Genomic DNA, 17849 nt, shown 5'->3' with positions numbered 1-17849 from the left:
ATTTTTACTAAAAAAGCCGTTAACACTTTTGTTTACGGCTTTTTTCATACTGTCATTATTAAAAAAATAGTATCTTTCAACGCAAATTAATCTTACACATGGATATGAAGAAATTCTTCGTAATTGTTTTTTTATTTTTTCAAGTACAATCTTACGCTCAAAACAATTTCCTTTACGAAAAACCACCCGTATTTTCTGAATGTGATTCCGTAGAAGTCGAACTTCTGCAAAAATGTTTTGACAATCAGGTTTTTGCTCATGTCTTTAATAACTTTAAAGTGCCTCAAGAAGTTATGGATACCAATTACAATGGAGATGTGGTTATACTTTTTGAAGTTGATAAAGAAGGTCAATTTAGGGTTATTTATGTAGATGCCACCTATCAAGAATTAAAAGATGAAGCCAAACGCGTGTTTGGGGAGTTTCCTAAAATAAAACCTGGAACTTATAATGGAAAACCTACCTATAAGCAATATTCCATAGCTGTTAAAATACCATTGGTAAACCAAGCAGTGGCCACAAAAGATTTATCAAAAGAAGAGGATTCAAGCATTAATGATGAACTTACTGAATTGGAAAAAGCAGCCAAAACAGAATATGATAGCGTGAACAAGAAGTTGGTGCCATTTTCCAACAAAGAATATACAAGTCAGTTAAACATTCCCTTTACACATAGTAACTATGCTAAATTTGATAGAAGCATCAACTTGGTAGGAACCAACAGCCACACAGCTTCCAAACCATACATGTATGAAGATGTATCTGCCTATTACAATTTTCAGGCAGCAGTGGACACCTTGGCAAAAGACACCAATACCTTTGCAGGCAGAAAACTATGGAATGAAAGACTGGTAAGGGTTGAAGGAAAAGATTATTGGTTTACAATAGACCCTATTTTCGATTTTGAAGTTGGAAAAGATACAGATGCAGATTTTTCAAGTACCTATAACAATACCAGAGGGATAACCATACAAGGAGGTTTGGGGAATAAGTTTAGTTTTTATACGTCCTTTTTTGAAAGTCAAGGTAGGTTTGCACAATATTATAATCAGTATGCCGAATCCATAAAAGCAGCAGACGAAGCAGCCATTGTTCCAGGCAGAGGCATAGCCAAAGCTTTTAAAGATGGAGGTTACGATTATCCAGTAGCAGAAGCCTATTTGTCTTATACTCCGTTTAAGTTTTTAAATGTGCAGTTTGGCCATGGCAAAAATTTTATTGGAGATGGTTATCGATCCTTGTTTATCAGTGATGCGGCAACACCACATCCATTCTTGAAATTAAACACAACATTCTGGAAAATAAAATATACAAGCACCTGGATGTGGTTAAGGGACGTAAGACCAGAAGTTGAAGTGGATGGAGCATATATGCCAAAATACATGGCAACACACTTTTTAAGTTGGAATGTTTCAAAAAGATTGAATGTAGGTTTTTTTGAGTCTGTAATTTGGAACAATGCAAACAACAGAGGTTTTGATATTAATTATTTGAACCCAATTATCTTTTTTAGAGCTATAGAATTTGAAACAGGCCAAGATGCCGGAAATGCACTTTTAGGATTGTCTGGTAAATATAAATTGAATGATAACATGAACCTGTATGGGCAATTTATTTTAGATGAATTTTCATTGAGCGATATGTCTGGAGGTGAGAAAAGCTGGAAAAATAAATTTGGATACCAATTGGGTTTTAAATATTACCATGCATTTAAAGTTAAAAACCTGATGCTTCAAACAGAGTATAACAGGGTAAGGCCTTATACCTACTCGCACAATACAGTGGTTTTAAACTATGGTCACAGCAATCAATCCATGGCACATCTTTGGGGCTCCAATTTCAGTGAGTTTGTGCTTATTGGTCGATATCATTATAAGCGTTGGTTTGGAAATGCCAAAATGGTCATTGGAACTAGAGGATTGGATTTTAATAATGGTGTGGATGATTATAGTTATGGAGGGGATATTTATAGAAATTACAACGAAAGACCTTTTGATACAGGCGTAGAAGTTGGACAGGGAAACAAAACCACCACTTTCTATACAAACCTGCAAGTGGGTTATGTCATTAATCCAGCAACAAATTTAAAGATTTTCACAGATGTGACCTTTAGGGACTTTAATCCGGAAGCCCAAACGGCAACAGCCCTAAAAAGCAATACGGTTTGGTTTAATATAGGAATAAGAACAGACCTATTTAATTGGTATTTTGATTTGTAGAATTAACTTTTCAAAGTATCTTTGCAAACGCAATATAAAGCCTTAGGCAAAGCATCTATTACTTTGAGTCAAACAGTCACTTCAACGGTTAAACATTCTATTGTTTCAGATTTTAAGGAAATCACTAAAATCCGTTTGTCGGTTAGTGTGGTGTTTTCTTCACTGGCTGGATATCTTTTAGGTGTAGAAACAGTAAATTATACCACACTTCTGCTTTTGGCGTTTGGTGGTTATTTTATGGTTGGAGCTTCAAACGCGTTCAATCAAATTATAGAAAAGAATTTGGATGCTTTGATGGATCGAACCAAAAACAGACCAATTCCGGCTGGACGCATGTCTGTTTCAACAGCTTTTATTATTGCATCTGTTTTTACGGTTTCGGGTATCGCTATTTTATATAGCATCAACCCACAAACAGCTATGTTTGGAGCTATTTCCATTTTCCTTTACACTTGCGCCTATACACCTTTAAAAACCAAAACACCATTGGCAGTTTTTGTTGGGGCTATTCCTGGAGCCATCCCTTTTATGTTGGGTTGGGTTGCAGCCACAAACGACTTTGGTATAGAACCAGGTACCTTATTTGCCATTCAGTTTTTTTGGCAATTCCCACACTTTTGGGCCATAGGTTGGTTTTTGTTTGAAGATTATAAAAAAGGAGGCTTTTTTATGTTGCCTACCGGAAAACAGGATAAAGGCACTGCAGTACAAACCATCATGTATACAATTTGGACCATTTTGGTGTCTATAGTTCCTGCATTTGGTTTTACGGGTCGCTTGTATTTAACGCCAATTTCGGCTGTAATTGTATTCCTGCTAGGTTTAGGGATGCTGTATTATGCCATTCAATTATATAAAAAAATGACTGTTTTAGCAGCAAAACAACTTATGTTGGCCAGTGTGTCTTACATTACCTTGTTGCAAATAGTTTACGTAATCGATAAGTTTATTAGATAAATCATGGATTTAACCCAAGGTACCTTAGAAGAAAAACATAGTAGAGCCAAAAAAATGATGCTTTGGTTTGGAATCATATCATTGGTCATGTCTTTTGCAGGATGGACAAGCGCATTTGTTGTTAGCAGTAGCAGGCCAGACTGGCTACACGATTTTCAATTGCCAAATGCTTTTATAACCAGCACTATAGTTATTGTGCTAAGTAGCATCACCTTTATATTGGCCAAGAGAGCGTTAAAAAAGAACCAAAGGCAGCAAACAACCGTTTTGTTGTTTGTGACCTTGATTCTTGGAATTGTTTTTATTGTATGTCAATTTAAAGGGTTTCAACAAATCATAGATTTAGGATATAATTTTACTGGGCCAACCAGTAATGTGACCATGTCTTACATTTATTTAATAGCAGTAGTCCATATTTTACATGTGGTGGTTGGCTTGATTTCTTTGTTGGTGGTAATTTATAATCATTTTAAACAAAAGTACCAACCTACAAAAATGCTAGGTTTTGAACTGTCTGCAACTTTTTGGCACTTTGTAGATTTACTATGGTTATATCTATTTTTGTTTTTATATTTTGTTTAATAAATACAATTACATTTTAAGGGATTGACTGTAATAACCTAGCAGAACCTTGCTTAGAGTGCTTAAATTTTAGAGAAGTAAATTTCGTTAGAAAGATAAAATGATTATTTTTGTTCAAATTTTAAATAAATACTAAACCAAACATATGGATACGACAGTTGTAAACACTGGAACAGAAGGAAAAACTTGGGGAGGAGGTAACAAGCCTTTAAAGGCCAGTTATGGAAAAATGATGATGTGGTTTTTCATTCTTTCGGATGCTTTAACATTTTCTGGGTTTTTAGCTTCCTACGGATTTTCTAGATTTAAATTTTCTGAAATTTGGCCTATTGCTGACGATGTGTTTACGCACGTGCCTTTTATTCACGGAGATTACCCAATGATTTTCGTGGCTTTTATGACCTTTATATTAATTATGTCTTCCGTAACTATGGTATTGGCTGTAGATGCAGGACATAAAATGGATAAGTCTAAAACCACTATCTATATGTTCTTAACCATCATAGGTGGACTTATATTCTTGAGTTCTCAAGCTTATGAGTGGACAACATTTATCAAAGGGGAATATGGTGCTGTTGAAACTCATGGAGGAAACATTATCCACTTTGTGGATACTGATGGAAACCGTGTGGCTTTAAAAGATTTCGCTATTGCACAGCCTACAGATAGAGCACAACATGAAAGAAAAAATGGAATTTGGTATAGTGATGAGAAAAAATTAACAAGCTTTACATTTAACGAGGTGCTTGCTGGTTTTAAAGCCAATGATGACATATTGGTTAAAACCACTTATACAGATAATGCAACAGGACATAAAACGGTTTTATCAAGAGCAGAATCGTTAACAGAGTTGGAAACAAAAGGGAAAAACGTTGTAGAAGGAGCTAACCTAGTCCACAATGAATATGGTCCACCATTATTCGCAAACTACTTTTTCTTTATAACAGGTTTTCACGGTTTTCACGTATCAATAGGTGTTTTATTGAACATCATTATTTTCTTTAATGTTATATTAGGGACTTACGAGAAAAGAAACAGTTACGAGATGGTTGAAAAAGTTGGATTGTACTGGCACTTTGTAGATTTAGTATGGGTGTTTGTATTCACATTCTTCTATTTAGTATAATTTTTAGGTAATAGTATTTTAATCATGGCAGACACACATAAATTAGAAATATTTCGAGGATTGATCAAGTTTAAATCGAACACCCAAAAAATTTGGGGCGTATTGATCTTTTTGTCAATTGTAACTGCAATTGAAGTTGTTTTGGGTATTTATAAACCTGAAGTATTGAATGGGCATTTTATTGGAATGAAGATGCTAAACTGGATCTTTATTTTATTAACCATAGTTAAGGCATATTATATTACTTGGGACTTTATGCATATGAGAGACGAAACTGCCAGCTTAAGACGCATGGTGGTTTGGACATCTGTATTTTTAATCTGTTATTTGATATTTATCCTGTTGCAAGAAGGAGGATATGTAGGAAACGTTTTTACTAACAGTTATTTAAAACACGATTTTTAACTAACTTTATAAAGTTAAATAGATGCTAAAAGACGGTTTTTAAACCGTCTTTTTTTATTTTTGCAAAGCAAAACTTAAAGCAAGTTTTATATTTTTAAACAATCGGTATATTAAATGATTATCGATTTTCTTACTTAGCTTGATAATGAACAAAAAGCTTATAAAACGCTATACCACGCTAGGAATTTTATTTTTCCTTCCTGTCTTATTTTTATTGATGCTTTTTCCTGCAAAACATCACTACAACCCTTTGGATGTGGTTCATGAAAACATATTGGACTTAAACAATTTCACATCAGAAGACAATAAGGATGTTAAATTAAAAGATCATATAACTGTTCTAGGTTTTTTAGGGACAAACCCTATGAATAATGCCATTGCAGCTTCAAATTTGAAGGAACTTGTTTACGATAAATTTAAAGGGTTCAAAAAATTTCAAATTGTTTTGTTACTGCCAAACGGCACCCAAGACGAGGTGAATTTGTTGAAAAAAGAAATTAAATCTTATGAAGATTTAAAATATTGGCACTTTGTTTATGGAACTGAATCAGACATTAAAGCTGTTTTTAACAGTTTAAAATCCAGAAGCCCATTACAAGACGACCTATCAACACACGATGTGTACATTGTTGATAAGGACTTAAAACAAAGAGGCAGACTGGACGATAGAACAGATGGCGAAAAAGAAAAGAAAAAACCTGCATATCCATTATATGCTTATAACTGCATAGAAGTAGCTGAAATAAAAAATAAAATGAGTGCAGACGATTTGCGCGTGCTGTTTCAGGAATACAGAGAAAAAAGAAAAGGAAATTTTGATTCTTCTACCAGAAGAGCTAACGATTTAAAACAAACAAATGAGCAATAAAACCAATTATTCGTATATAGGCATGGCCTTTATTATCTTGGTGTTTGGAATTATTTTTATCCCAAGAATTGTAGATAGAGTTAAAAACGGAGACATTTCCAGGAATGATAGAATGAGCCAAGGGCAAGACAATAATTTTCAAGATGCCAGTCCTTTGGGGTTTTTAGAAATTAATGGCGAAGCAAAAAAAGTGCCTGCGTTTAGTTTTACAGACCAAAACGGAGACACCATTACCAACAAAGACTATGAGGGAAAAGTATATGTAATAGAATTTTTCTTTACAACTTGTCCAACCATTTGTCCTAAAATGAACAAAAACCTTGTTAATGTGCAAAATGCCTTTAAAGGAAACAAAGATTTTGGAATTGCTTCGTTCTCCATAAATCCAGAACACGATACCATTCAGGTTCTAAAAGATTATGCCCAACAATATGGAATTACAAACCCAAATTGGCATTTATTAACAGGAGAACAGAAAGCAATCTATAAACTCGCCAACGAAGGCTTCAACCTTTACACAGCTCAAGCAGACGAGGTGGAAGGTGGTTTTGAACATTCCGGAAATTTTGCATTAATAGATAAAAATGGGTTTATTCGTTCCAGAATGATAAACGGAAACCCAATAATATATTATAATGGAATTATTTCTGAAGCTGAAGGTATGGACGAAGATGGTCAAGAACAACAAATCACGATGCTTAAAGAAGACATAAAGAAATTGTTAAATGAATAATAAAGAGCAAGAATTAAAAAAATACAATAAATGGATTGTTTTTTTATCAATTGTAATTCCATTGATTGTTGCAGCATTATTTGGTATTAATTTACGCGATTTAGGTTTTAATGTGCAACCACTAACCATGTTGCCTCCAATTTATGCGACCATTAATGGACTGACAGCCGTGATCCTAATCATTGCCTTTTTTGCCATTAAAAACAAAAATATCGTACTGCACGAAAACTTAATGACAACAGCTATAGGTTGTTCTGCTGTATTCTTGGTGTTATATGTGGCTTATCACATGACAAGCAATTCTACAAAATTTGGAGGAGAAGGCACCATAAAGTATATTTATTACTTTATATTAATAACACATATTTTATTGTCCATTGTTATTATTCCGTTTGTCTTGATCACTTTTGCTAGAGCCATAACAGGAAACTTTTTATTGCATAAAAAAATTGCCAGAATAACATTTCCGCTATGGTTGTATGTTGCTGTATCTGGGGTTATTGTTTATTTAATGATCTCACCATACTATGTAAATTGATAAATTATGAAACGTAAAATTCTTTTTGTCCTGTTGTCTTTTTTCGTCTTTTTTCAAACCAATGCGCAGTGTGCCATGTGTCGTGCTGTTTTAGAGAACGAGGAAGGACAGGAAATCGCTAAAGGTATAAACGATGGCATTGTGTACCTCATGGCCATTCCTTACATTTTGGTGGCAGGAATAGGGTTCTTAATTTATAAAAAGTTTAACAAGCCTAAAAAATCGTCGCTTTAAAATATATTTACTTTTGTTGTAACAATTTAGGTTTTAAATAGTCTAACTTTTATAAAGCACTAACTAGCAACAAAAATAACTATGTTAAACATAAAGAAACTTCACAAATCCTATCCCATAGGAGATTCGAGTTTACATGTATTGAAAGGAATAGATTTGTCTGTTGAAAATGGAGAGATGGTTGCCATAATGGGCTCATCTGGTTCAGGAAAATCAACCTTGCTTAATATTATTGGCATGCTTGATGAGGCAGACGAAGGAGAATATATTCTAGATGGTGTCCCTATTAAAAACCTTACTGAAAAAAAAGCAGCTATTTATAGAAATAAGTTTCTGGGTTTTATTTTTCAATCTTTTAACCTAATCAATTACAAAAACGCTCTCGATAATGTAGCATTGCCCTTATATTACCAAGGGATAAAACGCCAGGAAAGACAAGAAAAAGCTTTATTCCATTTAGAGAAAGTAGGACTAAAAGCTTGGGCACACCATTTACCAAACGAGTTGTCTGGTGGTCAAAAACAACGTGTTGCCATTGCTAGGGCTTTGGCTGCAAATCCCAAATTACTGTTGGCCGATGAGCCTACTGGAGCTTTGGATACCAAAACATCGTACGAGATTATGGATTTTATCCAGCATTTAAACGATGAAGGAAAAACCATTCTTATTGTTACACATGAGGAAGACATTGCACATATGTGTAAGCGCATTGTACGTTTAAAAGATGGTGTTATCATGGAAGACGAAAAAGTAGAACAAGTAAGAGCCTCACAATATGTTTGATAGAGACCTCTGGAGAGAAATATTTCAAAGTATAAACATGAACAGGACCAGAAGCGTCCTCTCTGGCTTTACTGTTGCTTTTGCTATCCTGCTATTTACCATTCTGTTTGGAATTGCAAACGGACTCAACAACACCTTTGCAGAAGCTTTTGCAGACGATGCCAACAATTCAATTTTCATTCAATCTGGCACCACTACAAAAGCCCATAAAGGCTATCAAGCAGGAAGACAGATCCAATTTAAGAATAAAGATTACGATTATATAAAAGAGGAGTATGGGGATAAAGTACAATACATAACCTCTAGATTGTATTTAAACGTTAATGCTTCTTTTAGAAACGAAAAAAACACATATAATGTAAGAGCTGTTCATCCAGATCACCAATATCTTGAAAATACCAAAATGAAGGAAGGCAGGTATATCAATCAGTTGGATTTGGATAATAGATCCAAAGTTGTGGTAATAGGAAGATTGGTTGAAGAAGACCTGTTTCTTAAAACTACAGCCTTGGGAAAGTACTTAAGTTTAAATGGTTTGCAATATAAAATTGTTGGCATTTTTACAGACGATGGCGGCGACAATGAAGAACGCTTAATTTACATGCCTATTAGTACAGCGCAACGAGTATATGGTAATAATGATTATATAGATCAAATCAATCTTACCTATAATCCTGAAATGAATTACGATAAAGCCATTGCCTTTAGCAACTCACTCACCAAAGATTTAAAAGACCGTTTTGATGTGGCCAGTAGCGACCAAAGAGCCATAAGGGTTAGAAATTTGGCCAATGAGTCCAAAACCGTTAATCAAATGACCTTTGGTTTGGGTGTTATTATTATCGTAATTGGTTTTGGAACTTTAATCGCAGGAGTGGTTGGTGTTAGTAATATCATGATATTTATAGTGAAAGAACGTACCAAAGAGATAGGGATTCGTAAAGCCTTAGGAGCCTCACCAAAATCCATTATATCCATCATTTTAATGGAATCTATTTTAATTACTGCCATTGCAGGTTATGTAGGTTTATTGATTGGAATGGGAGTGTTGGAGTTTATAGGGCCAAGTTTAGAGACCTATTTTATAAAAGATCCAAGTGTGAGTACCACCTTGGTTATTGGAGCAACCATTACGCTAATAATCGCAGGTGGTATTGCAGGATATTTACCAGCTAAAAAAGCATCACAGATCAAACCTATAGTAGCCTTAAGAGACGATTAATATGATAAAATTCTTATTCGAAAGAGATACATGGCAGGAAGTATGGGATAGTCTTACTAAAAACAAGTTAAGATCCATGCTTACTATGGTTGGCGTTTGGTGGGGAATTTTATTGCTTATCGGACTCCTGGGTTCTGCTAAAGGGTTGGAAAATTCTTTTAATAGACTGTTTGGAAGCTTTGCCACCAACAGTGTGTTTGTTTGGGGACAAAGTACCAGCAAACCATTTAAGGGATTTCAAGAAGGAAAACAAGTAAGATTAACACTCTCTGATGCTAAATTGGTTGAAGAAAATGTGGAAGGAATTGAATTTGTGGTACCAAGAAACCAAAATCAATCCTTAGTGGTAAGAGATTTTTTATCTGGAACTTATAGTATTAATGGCGATTTTCCATTACTGGATAAGGTTCAGAAAAAGAAGATGATGTATGGGCGTTTTATCAATCAAAACGATATTGACGAAAAGAAAAAAGTAGCTGTCATTTCAGAAGACATCTATAAGCAACTGTTTGAAAAAGATGAAGAAATGATTGGCCAATACATAAAAATTAATGGCATGAATTTCACGGTTATTGGGATGTTTGAAAATGGTAATGTCAATATGGGGCCAACCAGCGACATCCATATCCCATTTACCACCTTTCAACAAATATACAACCAAGGCAATCAAATAGGCTGGATGATGCTTACTGGGAAACCAGAATACGATATTACACAAATAGAAGCAGATGCCAAATTGATATTAAGGAACTTAAACAATATCCACCCTGAAGATACACGGGCTTTTGGAAGTTTTAACCTTGGTAAGGAATTTAAAAAAGTAACAGGATTTTTAGTCGGTATGCAATTTTTAACATGGTTTGTTGGGATTGCTACCTTGATTGCAGGTGTATTTGCCATTGGAAACATTTTATTGATAACCGTAAAAGAGCGTACCAAAGAGATAGGAGTGCGTCGTGCTTTAGGAGCCACTCCTTTTGAAATCAAAAGGCAGATCGTGGTAGAAGCCGTGTTCATTACCTTATTGGCTGGTTTTTTTGGAATCATAACAGGAGGATGGATTTTAATAGGAATTGATTCTGCTTTTGGACAAGGAGACGAAGCCGTTCTTGTAAACGCATCTGTATCCATTGCAGTGGTATTTATAGCACTTATTATATTGATAGTATTGGGAACCCTAATCGGGCTCATACCAGCCTTTAAAGCCACCAGCATCAAACCTATAGACGCTTTAAGGGAAGAATAAATAACTAATAACATCATAATCAACCAAACGAATAATAATTAAGATCACATGAATAAAACATTAAAAATCATCATTGGAATTGTATTGCTGATACTTTTTGTATGGGTAATTAAATATTTTAAAGAATCAAATGCGAAAGCTATTGAAGATTTTAAGGTAGAAGAGCCTTTCTACACATCTATTAACACAAAAGTTGTGGCAACAGGAAAGCTCAATCCGGAGGAAGAAATTGAATTGAAACCTCAAATAGGTGGAATTATCGATAAAATCTTAGTTGAAGAAGGCGATGTCGTAAAAAAAGGCGATTTGATTGCTAAAATTAGAGTGGTACCTAACGAACAAAACTTGGCAAGTGCCAATAGTAGAATCCGTACTGCCAGACTGGCTTTGGACAATGCTCAAATTCTTTACGACAGAAACAAAGGCCTATTTGAAAAAGGAGTGATTTCTAAACAGGATTTTGAAAATAGCGAGCTATCTTATAACCAAGCTAAAGAAACTTTAATTCAGGCCCAAAACGATTTTCAAATCATAAGACAAGGATCGCTCTCAGGAGGAGGTTCTGCTAACACAAATATTGTAGCTCAAATATCTGGAACAGTTTTGGAAATACCTGTAAGGGAAGGAGACCAAGTAATTGAGTCCAACAGTTTTAATGCTGGAACAACGGTTGCAACCATTGCAGATATGAGCAAAATGATTTTTGAAGGAAAAGTGGATGAAGCGGAAGTAGGAAAAATAGAAGAAGGTAAAGTAATTAGAGTGGTTCTTGGTGCTTTGAACGAGCAAGAGTTTCCTGCCAAATTAACTTTTGTGGCTCCTAAGGGTCAAGAAGAAAGTGGCGCAGTTCAATTTACCATAAAAGCCGATGTTGAAGTGACACCATCAACTAAAATTAGAGCAGGTTACAGTGCCAATGCCGAAATTGACATGGAAAGTAAAGACAGTGTTTTGGTAATTAAAGAAGCCTTGCTTCAATTTAATAGAATTACAGAAAAACCATATGTAGAAATATTAAAAGACGATAACACCTATGAAGAAAAATATGTGGAATTAGGTATTTCAGATGGTATTAACGTAGAAATTGTGGAAGGTGTTAAAGAAGGGGATAAAATTAAAGTGTGGAACAAAGCATCAAAAGAAAATAATGATGAAGATGAATAGAAACATAGTAACAACTGTTTTACTAAGCATTTTTATAAGTATTTCGGGTTTTGCCCAAGACAAAAAATGGGGCCTGGAAGAATGTGTAAATTATGCTTTGGAAAACAACATTTCCATAAAACAAACAGCTTTAGACACAGACTTGGCTGATCAGGATTTAATAAGCGCTAAAGGTAATTTCTTGCCAAATGTTAATGCCTCTGCATCACAAGATTGGAATTTTGGGTCTTTTATTGGACAAGATGGAAATCGTGTGTCTATTGACTCTAGGGGAAATAGTTTTGGCTTGAACACAGGTGTTACCCTATTCAACGGATTTAGAAATACCAGCATCTATAAACAAGCTCAGTTGGGAATTGAATCCAGTGAATTACAATTGAGTATTTTGAAGGATAACATTTCAGTGAATGTTGTTAATCAGTATTTAAATATTTTATTGAACAAGGAAAATTTAAAAGTGGCAGAGGAACAAGTGGCCATTACTGAAAAACAAGTAATCCAAGTATCAGAATTGGTAGATTCTGGAGTGAGACCTCGAGCAGATTTGTTTGAAGTGGAAGCCCAATTAGCCAGCGATAGAGAAAGACTCACCAATGTTGAGAACAGTTTGGAGCTTGCTAAACTTGCACTCACTCAACTATTGCAAATTTCGAATGAAGGGTTTGATGTAGAAGAGATTGAATTATCTCTTCCAGAAGTTTTGGTAGAGCACAAAAGTTCCAATGAAATTTACGATTATGCCTTACAAAACAGACCAGAAATTAAAAAAGCAGAACTGGATATTGAAAATTCCATATTAGCTATAGACATTGCTAAAAGTGCTTATTATCCTACCTTAAGTTTTGGTGCTGGCCTTGGAACTTCTTACCAACATTTTCAAGGTCAAGAGGATTTGAGAGTGGTAATAGATCCTAATGATCCAACAAACATTTCTTTAGTAGAAAATGGATTTTGGCAACAGCTTGAAGATAATTTAGGGTATAATCTAGGATTTAGATTAGACATTCCAATTTTTAATAGAATGCAAACCAAAGTGAGTGTAGATAAAGCCAAAATAAATAAGGAGCGTATCGCTTATTCTTTAGACCAAGCCAAGCAAGACTTGCGCTCAACCATAGAACAAGCTTATACAGATGCCAAGGCTGCTTTTAAACAGTTTGAAGCTTCTCAAGTGTCTTTAAATGCACAAAAAGAAGCATTTAAAAATGCTCAAGAAAGCTACAATTCCGGAGTTATGAACTCTTTTGAATTTGAACAGGTTAGAAATAGATTGGTTAATGCTGAAGCCAATTTAATTAATGCAAAATATAACTTTGTATTTACAACCAAAGTATTAGATTTCTATTTAGGAAAACCATTAACAGATTAAATAAAGTGGCTATTATATTAAGTGTAGAAACTTCAACAACCAATTGTTCAGTCTCTCTTTCTAAACAAGGAGAGACTTTTGCACTTTTGGAAGATAACAGTAAAGATTATTCCCATGCTGAACGACTGCATGTATATATGGATAGACTCTTGGCAGAAAACAATTTACAGCCAAACCAATTGGATGCCATTGCAGTAAGTAAAGGTCCTGGTTCCTATACAGGATTAAGAATAGGTGTTTCGGCTGCTAAAGGCCTTTGTTTTGCCTTAAATAAGCCTTTAATATCTGTTTCTACTCTGGAAGCTTTGGCACATCAAGTAATTGTTGAAAAGGGATTGATAATTCCAATGCTCGATGCCAGACGTATGGAAGTTTATTCTGCTGTTTTTGATGCAAATTACCAAATCATAAGAGAGGTTGAAGCACAAATCCTGGATGCTAATGCCTTTGCTGAATATTTAGAGACTGAACAGGTCTTTTTTTTAGGAAATGGTGTTGAAAAATTTAAATCCATCATTCAGCATCCACATGCTCATTTTATAGACAATAAGTTGCCTTCTGCAAACCAAATGAGCCAGATAGCTTATCGTAAATTCCAAAAAAGCGACTTTGAGGACGTCGCTTATTTTGAACCTTACTACTTAAAGGATTTTGTAGTTATAAAATCAAATAAAAAATAAAAAAGCTCCCAAGAAATTGGGAGGCTTAAAGTTTTAGGCTTTTTTCTGTATTTCAACTTGATGTGGATAAGGAATATCAATTCCGGCAGTATCAAGAGCTTCTTTGGTATTTTCTATCATACTGAATTTCACATCCCAATAATCTTCTTTTTTCACCCAAACCCTTGTAAAAAAGTTAATGGAACTATCTCCCAACTCAGACACATTGATTGCTGGAGCTGGATCTTTTAGGATGGAAGGATTGGCCTCTACAACACTTAAAATAACCTCTTTGGTTTTTTTAATGTCAGACTCGTATCCTACTCCAAAAGTAACATCTACACGTCTTGTGTCTTCTGTGCTGTAGTTTGTGATGTTGCCATTGGAAAGACTGCCATTTGGTATAATAATTTCTTTATTGTCTGGAGTTGTTAACTTGGTTGTAAATATTTCAATTTCCTTAACCGTTCCGGTTTCTCCCTGCGCTTCAATAAAATCGCCAATTTTAAAAGGTTTAAAAATCATAATTAAAACACCTCCTGCAAAATTTCCTAAAGAACCTTGAAGTGCCATACCAATAGCCAAACCGGCTGCAGCTAAAATTGCGGCAAAAGAAGTGGTTTCTACCCCAAGCTGAGATAAGATAGCAAGAATTAAAAGGATTTTTAATAACCAACTAATTAAATTTAAAAGAAACTTTTGAAGACTTTCATCAAAGCCTCTTTTGGTCATCACAGTTCGAGTGCCACGAACCAGTTTTTTTATGATCCAGGAACCAATAACCCATATAACAATGGCTCCAATAATTTTCAAGCCATATTCAGTTGCAAGTTCAATACCTTTAGTAGTCCAATTTTCAATATCCATATATGTTTTTTTTGATTAGACCGTAAAGTTAAAAAAAATAGTTTGAAATCTGGTTTTCAAATAGAAACGGATGGTTATTTAAACAAATATTAAATTAGTATGGAGCTAATGGCTAAAACCGAAGGGATGGACTGGATATAAAAAAGCGATATTTTTTTGGTGGTTATTGCTCCAAAAATACCAGCAACTGTAATGCAGCCCAAAAAGAAAAGAATGGTTTTGGTATCATTGTTAACTAGTGAAAAAATTAAACCAGCTGCTAAAAACCCATTGTACAAACCTTGGTTGGCTGCTAATACTTTTGTCTCTTCGGCAAAGGCTTTGGATTTTAAACCAAAAGTTTTAATGCCTTTAGGTTTGGTCCATAAAAACATTTCCAAAAATAAAAAATAGAGATGCTCTAAGGCAACCAAACAAACTAAAAAAATGGATACAATACTCATGTTATTTGTTTTTTAATTGGTTTATGGCTTCTTGACTGTTTTTAACAGGTAATTTACAGGTATGGTTTACACAAACATAAATTAAGGTTTCATTTTCTATATATCTATTAAGCAATAAAGGAAGCTTGCTTTTTTTAGTGCTTCCAGCTACAATTTTATTTGGAAGATATTCTTGGTTTATTTCTTTTATTTTTTTGTTGGCATTTGCTCCAGTAGCAGCAACTTCATAAAAAGGCTGTGTGTAGTTTAGCATAAGATCCAACCAATTGGAATAATTGGATCCGTATTCCTGTATCTCTAGCTTAACGTTGTTTAACATCTTTGTGGCTGTTTTTAAAAAATATGTGTTATCAAAAAAACGTGATAATTTAAATAAGTTTTTGGCCATAACGGAATTGCTTGAAGGAATGACATTGTCTCTATATTCCAAGCTTCTGCTAACCAACATGGCATCTTCATTGGAAGTGAAATAAAACATGCCATTGTTTGTTTCGTAAAAATGATCGAACACATAGTTGGTTAAATCCCTGGCAGTAAATAACCATGTTTCGTTTAAGGTGTTTTCATAAAGCGCAATCAATGCCTCTATGGTTAGTGCGTAATCTTCCAGATAGCCATTTATGGTACTTTTGTTGTTTTTGTAGTTATGGTTTAAGCCACCATCTTCACGCCATTGGTTGTTGGTAATAAAATGAGCATTTTTTTCTGCCGATTTTAAAAAAGCAGCTTCACCAAAAACCCTATAAGCATCTACATAAGCTTTTAACATTAAAGCATTCCAGGAGGTTAAGGTCTTGTCGTCCAAACTTGGTCTGGATCTTTTCTCACGAATGTTTAACAACTGTTCCTTCCATTGGTTTTTCTTCTCGTTTAATTTCTCAATACTTATGTTGTGGGTTTTCACAAATGCATTATCTGAATCTTTTCTAATTAAAACATAATGGTTCTTTTCCCAAAAACCATAGTTGTTAATGTTATAATATGCTGCAAACAATTCAAAATCAGCAGCTAATATTTGTTGAAGCTCTTCTGTGGTCCAAACATAAAAGGCGCCTTCTTCCAGATGGCCTTGCGTGGTGTGGCTATCTGCATCCAATGAAGAATAAAACGCTCCATTTTCTGCAGTTAATTCCCGTTCTACAAAAGCTAAGGTTTCGTACACAACGTCCTTGTAAAGTTTGTTTTTGGTAATTAGGTAAGCATCAGTATATAAGCTTACCAATTGGGCATTGTCGTATAGCATTTTCTCGAAGTGAGGAATGTGCCAATTCACATCTGTTGCATATCTTGAAAAACCACCTCCAACCTGGTCGTAAAGTCCTCCATACGCCATTTTTGTAAGCGTGAGGTTTACAAATTCCTGCAGCTCTTTATGATGTTTTGTATATGCATATCGTAATAAAAAATGATAATTGTTTGGCATCATAAACTTTGGAGCACGTTTTAAGCCACCAAGTTCACGATCGAAATATTGCGACCAATTTGTAACGGTTTCATCAATAAATTCAATGTTAAAATCGGCTTCATTGGTATTTACTGTAATCATATCCATGGCTTTAATGCCTTGTTCCAGCTTATTGGCATATTCATGGAGCTTTTCTGGATTTCTACTATAGAGGCCTGAAATTTGCTCCAACGCACTAAGCCATTGTTCTTTTCTAAAATAAGTGCCTCCCCAAACAGGTCTGCCATCTGGAAGCGCTACCACATTCATGGGCCAACCACCACTTCCTGTCATTAGTTGCACAGCATTCATATATACTTGATCAATGTCTGGACGTTCCTCTCTATCAACTTTTATGTTTATAAAATTAGAGTTCATGAGTTTGGCTACAACTGTGTCTTCAAAACTTTCGTGTTCCATAACATGACACCAGTGACAAGCAGCATAGCCAACACTAATTAAAAGCAGTTTGTTCTCGGTTTTTGCTTTTTTTAAAGCAGTATCGTTCCAAGGATGCCAATCTACAGGATTGTGGGCATGTTGTAAAAGATAAGGACTGGTTTCGTGAATTAAATTGTTTGTGTATGGCTTATTCATAAGGTTTTTATTTGGTCCTTGACAACTCGATAAAATGCTGAGCAATAATATGTGAGCATATTTCATAACTCAAAGTTACGGATTTAAAGACACAAAAAAAGCGTCCATGTAGAACGCTTAGGTTTTAAAATATTTGTAAATGGTCTAGTTAACTTCGAATGTCAGTTTTACATTGACCCTAAATTCTGTAACTTGGTCTCCACTTACAATGGCACTTTGCTCTTTAATGTAAACGGATTTAATGTTCTTTACAGTTTTAGAAGCTTCTTTGACTGCTTTTCTGGTGGCATCTTCCCAACTTTCTTTAGAATTTGATAAAACTTCGATAACTTTTAATACTGCCATAATTATAATTTTTTAAATGAAACTTTATTGAATCTTAAAGTTAAGAAA

General features: G+C 34.6%; 19 protein-coding genes. 15 read left to right on the top strand and 4 right to left on the bottom strand.

The genetic code is table 11. The annotated features are described in order from the left end of the window. Nucleotides 1–98 precede the first annotated feature (98 nt). The 15 genes from AACY93_RS04230 (at nt 99) to tsaB (ending at nt 14126) form a co-directional block, all read left to right on the top strand. Nucleotides 99–2219, top strand: coding sequence for a gliding motility protein RemB (locus AACY93_RS04230; protein WP_286854661.1), 2121 nt, complete (start codon nt 99–101; stop codon nt 2217–2219). Between the two features lie 63 nt (nt 2220–2282). Beyond that, nucleotides 2283–3176 carry a heme o synthase gene (gene cyoE / locus AACY93_RS04225; RefSeq protein WP_287005854.1) on the top strand — a complete coding sequence of 298 codons (894 nt, stop codon included), beginning with the start codon at nt 2283–2285 and terminating at the stop codon, nt 3174–3176. Nucleotides 3177–3179: 3 nt separating this feature from the next. Beyond that, nucleotides 3180–3758, top strand: a complete 579-nt coding sequence (locus tag AACY93_RS04220; RefSeq protein WP_007647807.1) for a cytochrome c oxidase subunit 3 — start codon at nt 3180–3182, stop codon at nt 3756–3758. Between the two features lie 145 nt (nt 3759–3903). Then, nucleotides 3904–4884: a cytochrome c oxidase subunit 3 gene (locus AACY93_RS04215; protein WP_007647810.1), complete on the top strand. Its 981-nt coding sequence runs from the start codon at nt 3904–3906 to the stop codon at nt 4882–4884. Nucleotides 4885–4908: 24 nt separating this feature from the next. Then, nucleotides 4909–5289 (top strand): cytochrome C oxidase subunit IV family protein, encoded by a 381-nt coding sequence (locus AACY93_RS04210; RefSeq protein ID WP_040491330.1) that lies wholly within the window; start codon nt 4909–4911, stop codon nt 5287–5289. Between the two features lie 145 nt (nt 5290–5434). Beyond that, nucleotides 5435–6157, top strand: a complete 723-nt coding sequence (locus tag AACY93_RS04205) for a hypothetical protein (protein ID WP_007647820.1) — start codon at nt 5435–5437, stop codon at nt 6155–6157. Further along, a complete protein-coding gene (locus tag AACY93_RS04200; protein WP_287005846.1) occupies nt 6147–6890 on the top strand; it encodes an SCO family protein in 744 nt (247 codons plus the stop codon). Before AACY93_RS04205 ends, AACY93_RS04200 begins: the two co-directional genes overlap by 11 nt. Further along, the gene (locus AACY93_RS04195) at nt 6883–7428 is read left to right on the top strand and encodes a DUF420 domain-containing protein (RefSeq protein WP_287005844.1); all 546 of its coding nucleotides are present in this window, start codon (nt 6883–6885) and stop codon (nt 7426–7428) included. The genes AACY93_RS04200 and AACY93_RS04195 overlap by 8 nt, the downstream gene beginning before the upstream one ends. 6 nt (nt 7429–7434) lie before the next feature. Next, entirely contained in the window at nt 7435–7662 is a 228-nt protein-coding gene (locus tag AACY93_RS04190) for a hypothetical protein (protein ID WP_007647825.1), read from the top strand. 81 nt (nt 7663–7743) lie between these two features. Next, nucleotides 7744–8445 carry an ABC transporter ATP-binding protein gene (locus tag AACY93_RS04185; RefSeq protein WP_007647827.1) on the top strand — a complete coding sequence of 234 codons (702 nt, stop codon included), beginning with the start codon at nt 7744–7746 and terminating at the stop codon, nt 8443–8445. After that, on the top strand, nt 8438–9667 hold the full coding sequence (locus AACY93_RS04180; RefSeq protein WP_040491332.1) for an ABC transporter permease: 1230 nt from the start codon (nt 8438–8440) through the stop codon (nt 9665–9667). The genes AACY93_RS04185 and AACY93_RS04180 overlap by 8 nt, the downstream gene beginning before the upstream one ends. A gap of 1 nt (nt 9668) precedes the next feature. Continuing rightward, the gene (locus tag AACY93_RS04175) at nt 9669–10913 is read left to right on the top strand and encodes an ABC transporter permease (RefSeq protein ID WP_202898518.1); all 1245 of its coding nucleotides are present in this window, start codon (nt 9669–9671) and stop codon (nt 10911–10913) included. Between the two features lie 48 nt (nt 10914–10961). Next, nucleotides 10962–12077 (top strand): efflux RND transporter periplasmic adaptor subunit, encoded by a 1116-nt coding sequence (locus AACY93_RS04170; protein ID WP_287005838.1) that lies wholly within the window; start codon nt 10962–10964, stop codon nt 12075–12077. Beyond that, entirely contained in the window at nt 12070–13446 is a 1377-nt protein-coding gene (locus AACY93_RS04165) for a TolC family protein (RefSeq protein ID WP_287005837.1), read from the top strand. The genes AACY93_RS04170 and AACY93_RS04165 overlap by 8 nt, the downstream gene beginning before the upstream one ends. A gap of 5 nt (nt 13447–13451) precedes the next feature. After that, nucleotides 13452–14126 carry a tRNA (adenosine(37)-N6)-threonylcarbamoyltransferase complex dimerization subunit type 1 TsaB gene (gene tsaB, locus AACY93_RS04160; RefSeq protein ID WP_287005835.1) on the top strand — a complete coding sequence of 225 codons (675 nt, stop codon included), beginning with the start codon at nt 13452–13454 and terminating at the stop codon, nt 14124–14126. A gap of 33 nt (nt 14127–14159) precedes the next feature. On the opposite strand, the gene AACY93_RS04155 is transcribed toward tsaB, so the two are convergent. The 4 genes from AACY93_RS04155 to AACY93_RS04140 form a co-directional block, all read right to left on the bottom strand. Then, nucleotides 14160–14972 (bottom strand): mechanosensitive ion channel domain-containing protein, encoded by an 813-nt coding sequence (locus AACY93_RS04155; protein WP_287005834.1) that lies wholly within the window; start codon nt 14970–14972, stop codon nt 14160–14162. Nucleotides 14973–15061: 89 nt separating this feature from the next. Continuing rightward, nucleotides 15062–15415, bottom strand: a complete 354-nt coding sequence (locus AACY93_RS04150; protein WP_007647836.1) for a DUF1304 domain-containing protein — start codon at nt 15413–15415, stop codon at nt 15062–15064. 1 nt (nt 15416) lies between these two features. After that, nucleotides 15417–17456: a thioredoxin domain-containing protein gene (locus tag AACY93_RS04145; RefSeq protein ID WP_287005833.1), complete on the bottom strand. Its 2040-nt coding sequence runs from the start codon at nt 17454–17456 to the stop codon at nt 15417–15419. A gap of 144 nt (nt 17457–17600) precedes the next feature. Next, on the bottom strand, nt 17601–17801 hold the full coding sequence (locus tag AACY93_RS04140; RefSeq protein ID WP_287005831.1) for a dodecin family protein: 201 nt from the start codon (nt 17799–17801) through the stop codon (nt 17601–17603). Between the last annotated feature and the right edge of the window lie 48 nt (nt 17802–17849).

Source organism: uncultured Xanthomarina sp. (assembly GCF_963971605.1).
Lineage (GTDB): Bacteria > Bacteroidota > Bacteroidia > Flavobacteriales > Flavobacteriaceae > Xanthomarina > Xanthomarina gelatinilytica.
Note: the sequence above shows the minus strand (reverse complement) of the source record. Positions and strands in the feature narration are given on the sequence as shown.

Coding starts and splice junctions, on each gene's coding strand:
- AACY93_RS04195 (WP_287005844.1), top strand. CDS start 6,883: ATGAATAATAAAGAGCAAGAATTAAAAAAATACAATAAATGGATTGTT.
- AACY93_RS04145 (WP_287005833.1), bottom strand. CDS start 17,456: ATGAATAAGCCATACACAAACAATTTAATTCACGAAACCAGTCCTTAT.
- AACY93_RS04230 (WP_286854661.1), top strand. CDS start 99: ATGGATATGAAGAAATTCTTCGTAATTGTTTTTTTATTTTTTCAAGTA.
- AACY93_RS04210 (WP_040491330.1), top strand. CDS start 4,909: ATGGCAGACACACATAAATTAGAAATATTTCGAGGATTGATCAAGTTT.
- AACY93_RS04185 (WP_007647827.1), top strand. CDS start 7,744: ATGTTAAACATAAAGAAACTTCACAAATCCTATCCCATAGGAGATTCG.
- AACY93_RS04150 (WP_007647836.1), bottom strand. CDS start 15,415: ATGAGTATTGTATCCATTTTTTTAGTTTGTTTGGTTGCCTTAGAGCAT.
- AACY93_RS04165 (WP_287005837.1), top strand. CDS start 12,070: ATGAATAGAAACATAGTAACAACTGTTTTACTAAGCATTTTTATAAGT.
- AACY93_RS04205 (WP_007647820.1), top strand. CDS start 5,435: ATGAACAAAAAGCTTATAAAACGCTATACCACGCTAGGAATTTTATTT.
- AACY93_RS04140 (WP_287005831.1), bottom strand. CDS start 17,801: ATGGCAGTATTAAAAGTTATCGAAGTTTTATCAAATTCTAAAGAAAGT.
- AACY93_RS04220 (WP_007647807.1), top strand. CDS start 3,180: ATGGATTTAACCCAAGGTACCTTAGAAGAAAAACATAGTAGAGCCAAA.
- AACY93_RS04175 (WP_202898518.1), top strand. CDS start 9,669: ATGATAAAATTCTTATTCGAAAGAGATACATGGCAGGAAGTATGGGAT.
- AACY93_RS04200 (WP_287005846.1), top strand. CDS start 6,147: ATGAGCAATAAAACCAATTATTCGTATATAGGCATGGCCTTTATTATC.
- AACY93_RS04215 (WP_007647810.1), top strand. CDS start 3,904: ATGGATACGACAGTTGTAAACACTGGAACAGAAGGAAAAACTTGGGGA.
- AACY93_RS04155 (WP_287005834.1), bottom strand. CDS start 14,972: ATGGATATTGAAAATTGGACTACTAAAGGTATTGAACTTGCAACTGAA.
- AACY93_RS04190 (WP_007647825.1), top strand. CDS start 7,435: ATGAAACGTAAAATTCTTTTTGTCCTGTTGTCTTTTTTCGTCTTTTTT.
- AACY93_RS04170 (WP_287005838.1), top strand. CDS start 10,962: ATGAATAAAACATTAAAAATCATCATTGGAATTGTATTGCTGATACTT.
- AACY93_RS04180 (WP_040491332.1), top strand. CDS start 8,438: ATGTTTGATAGAGACCTCTGGAGAGAAATATTTCAAAGTATAAACATG.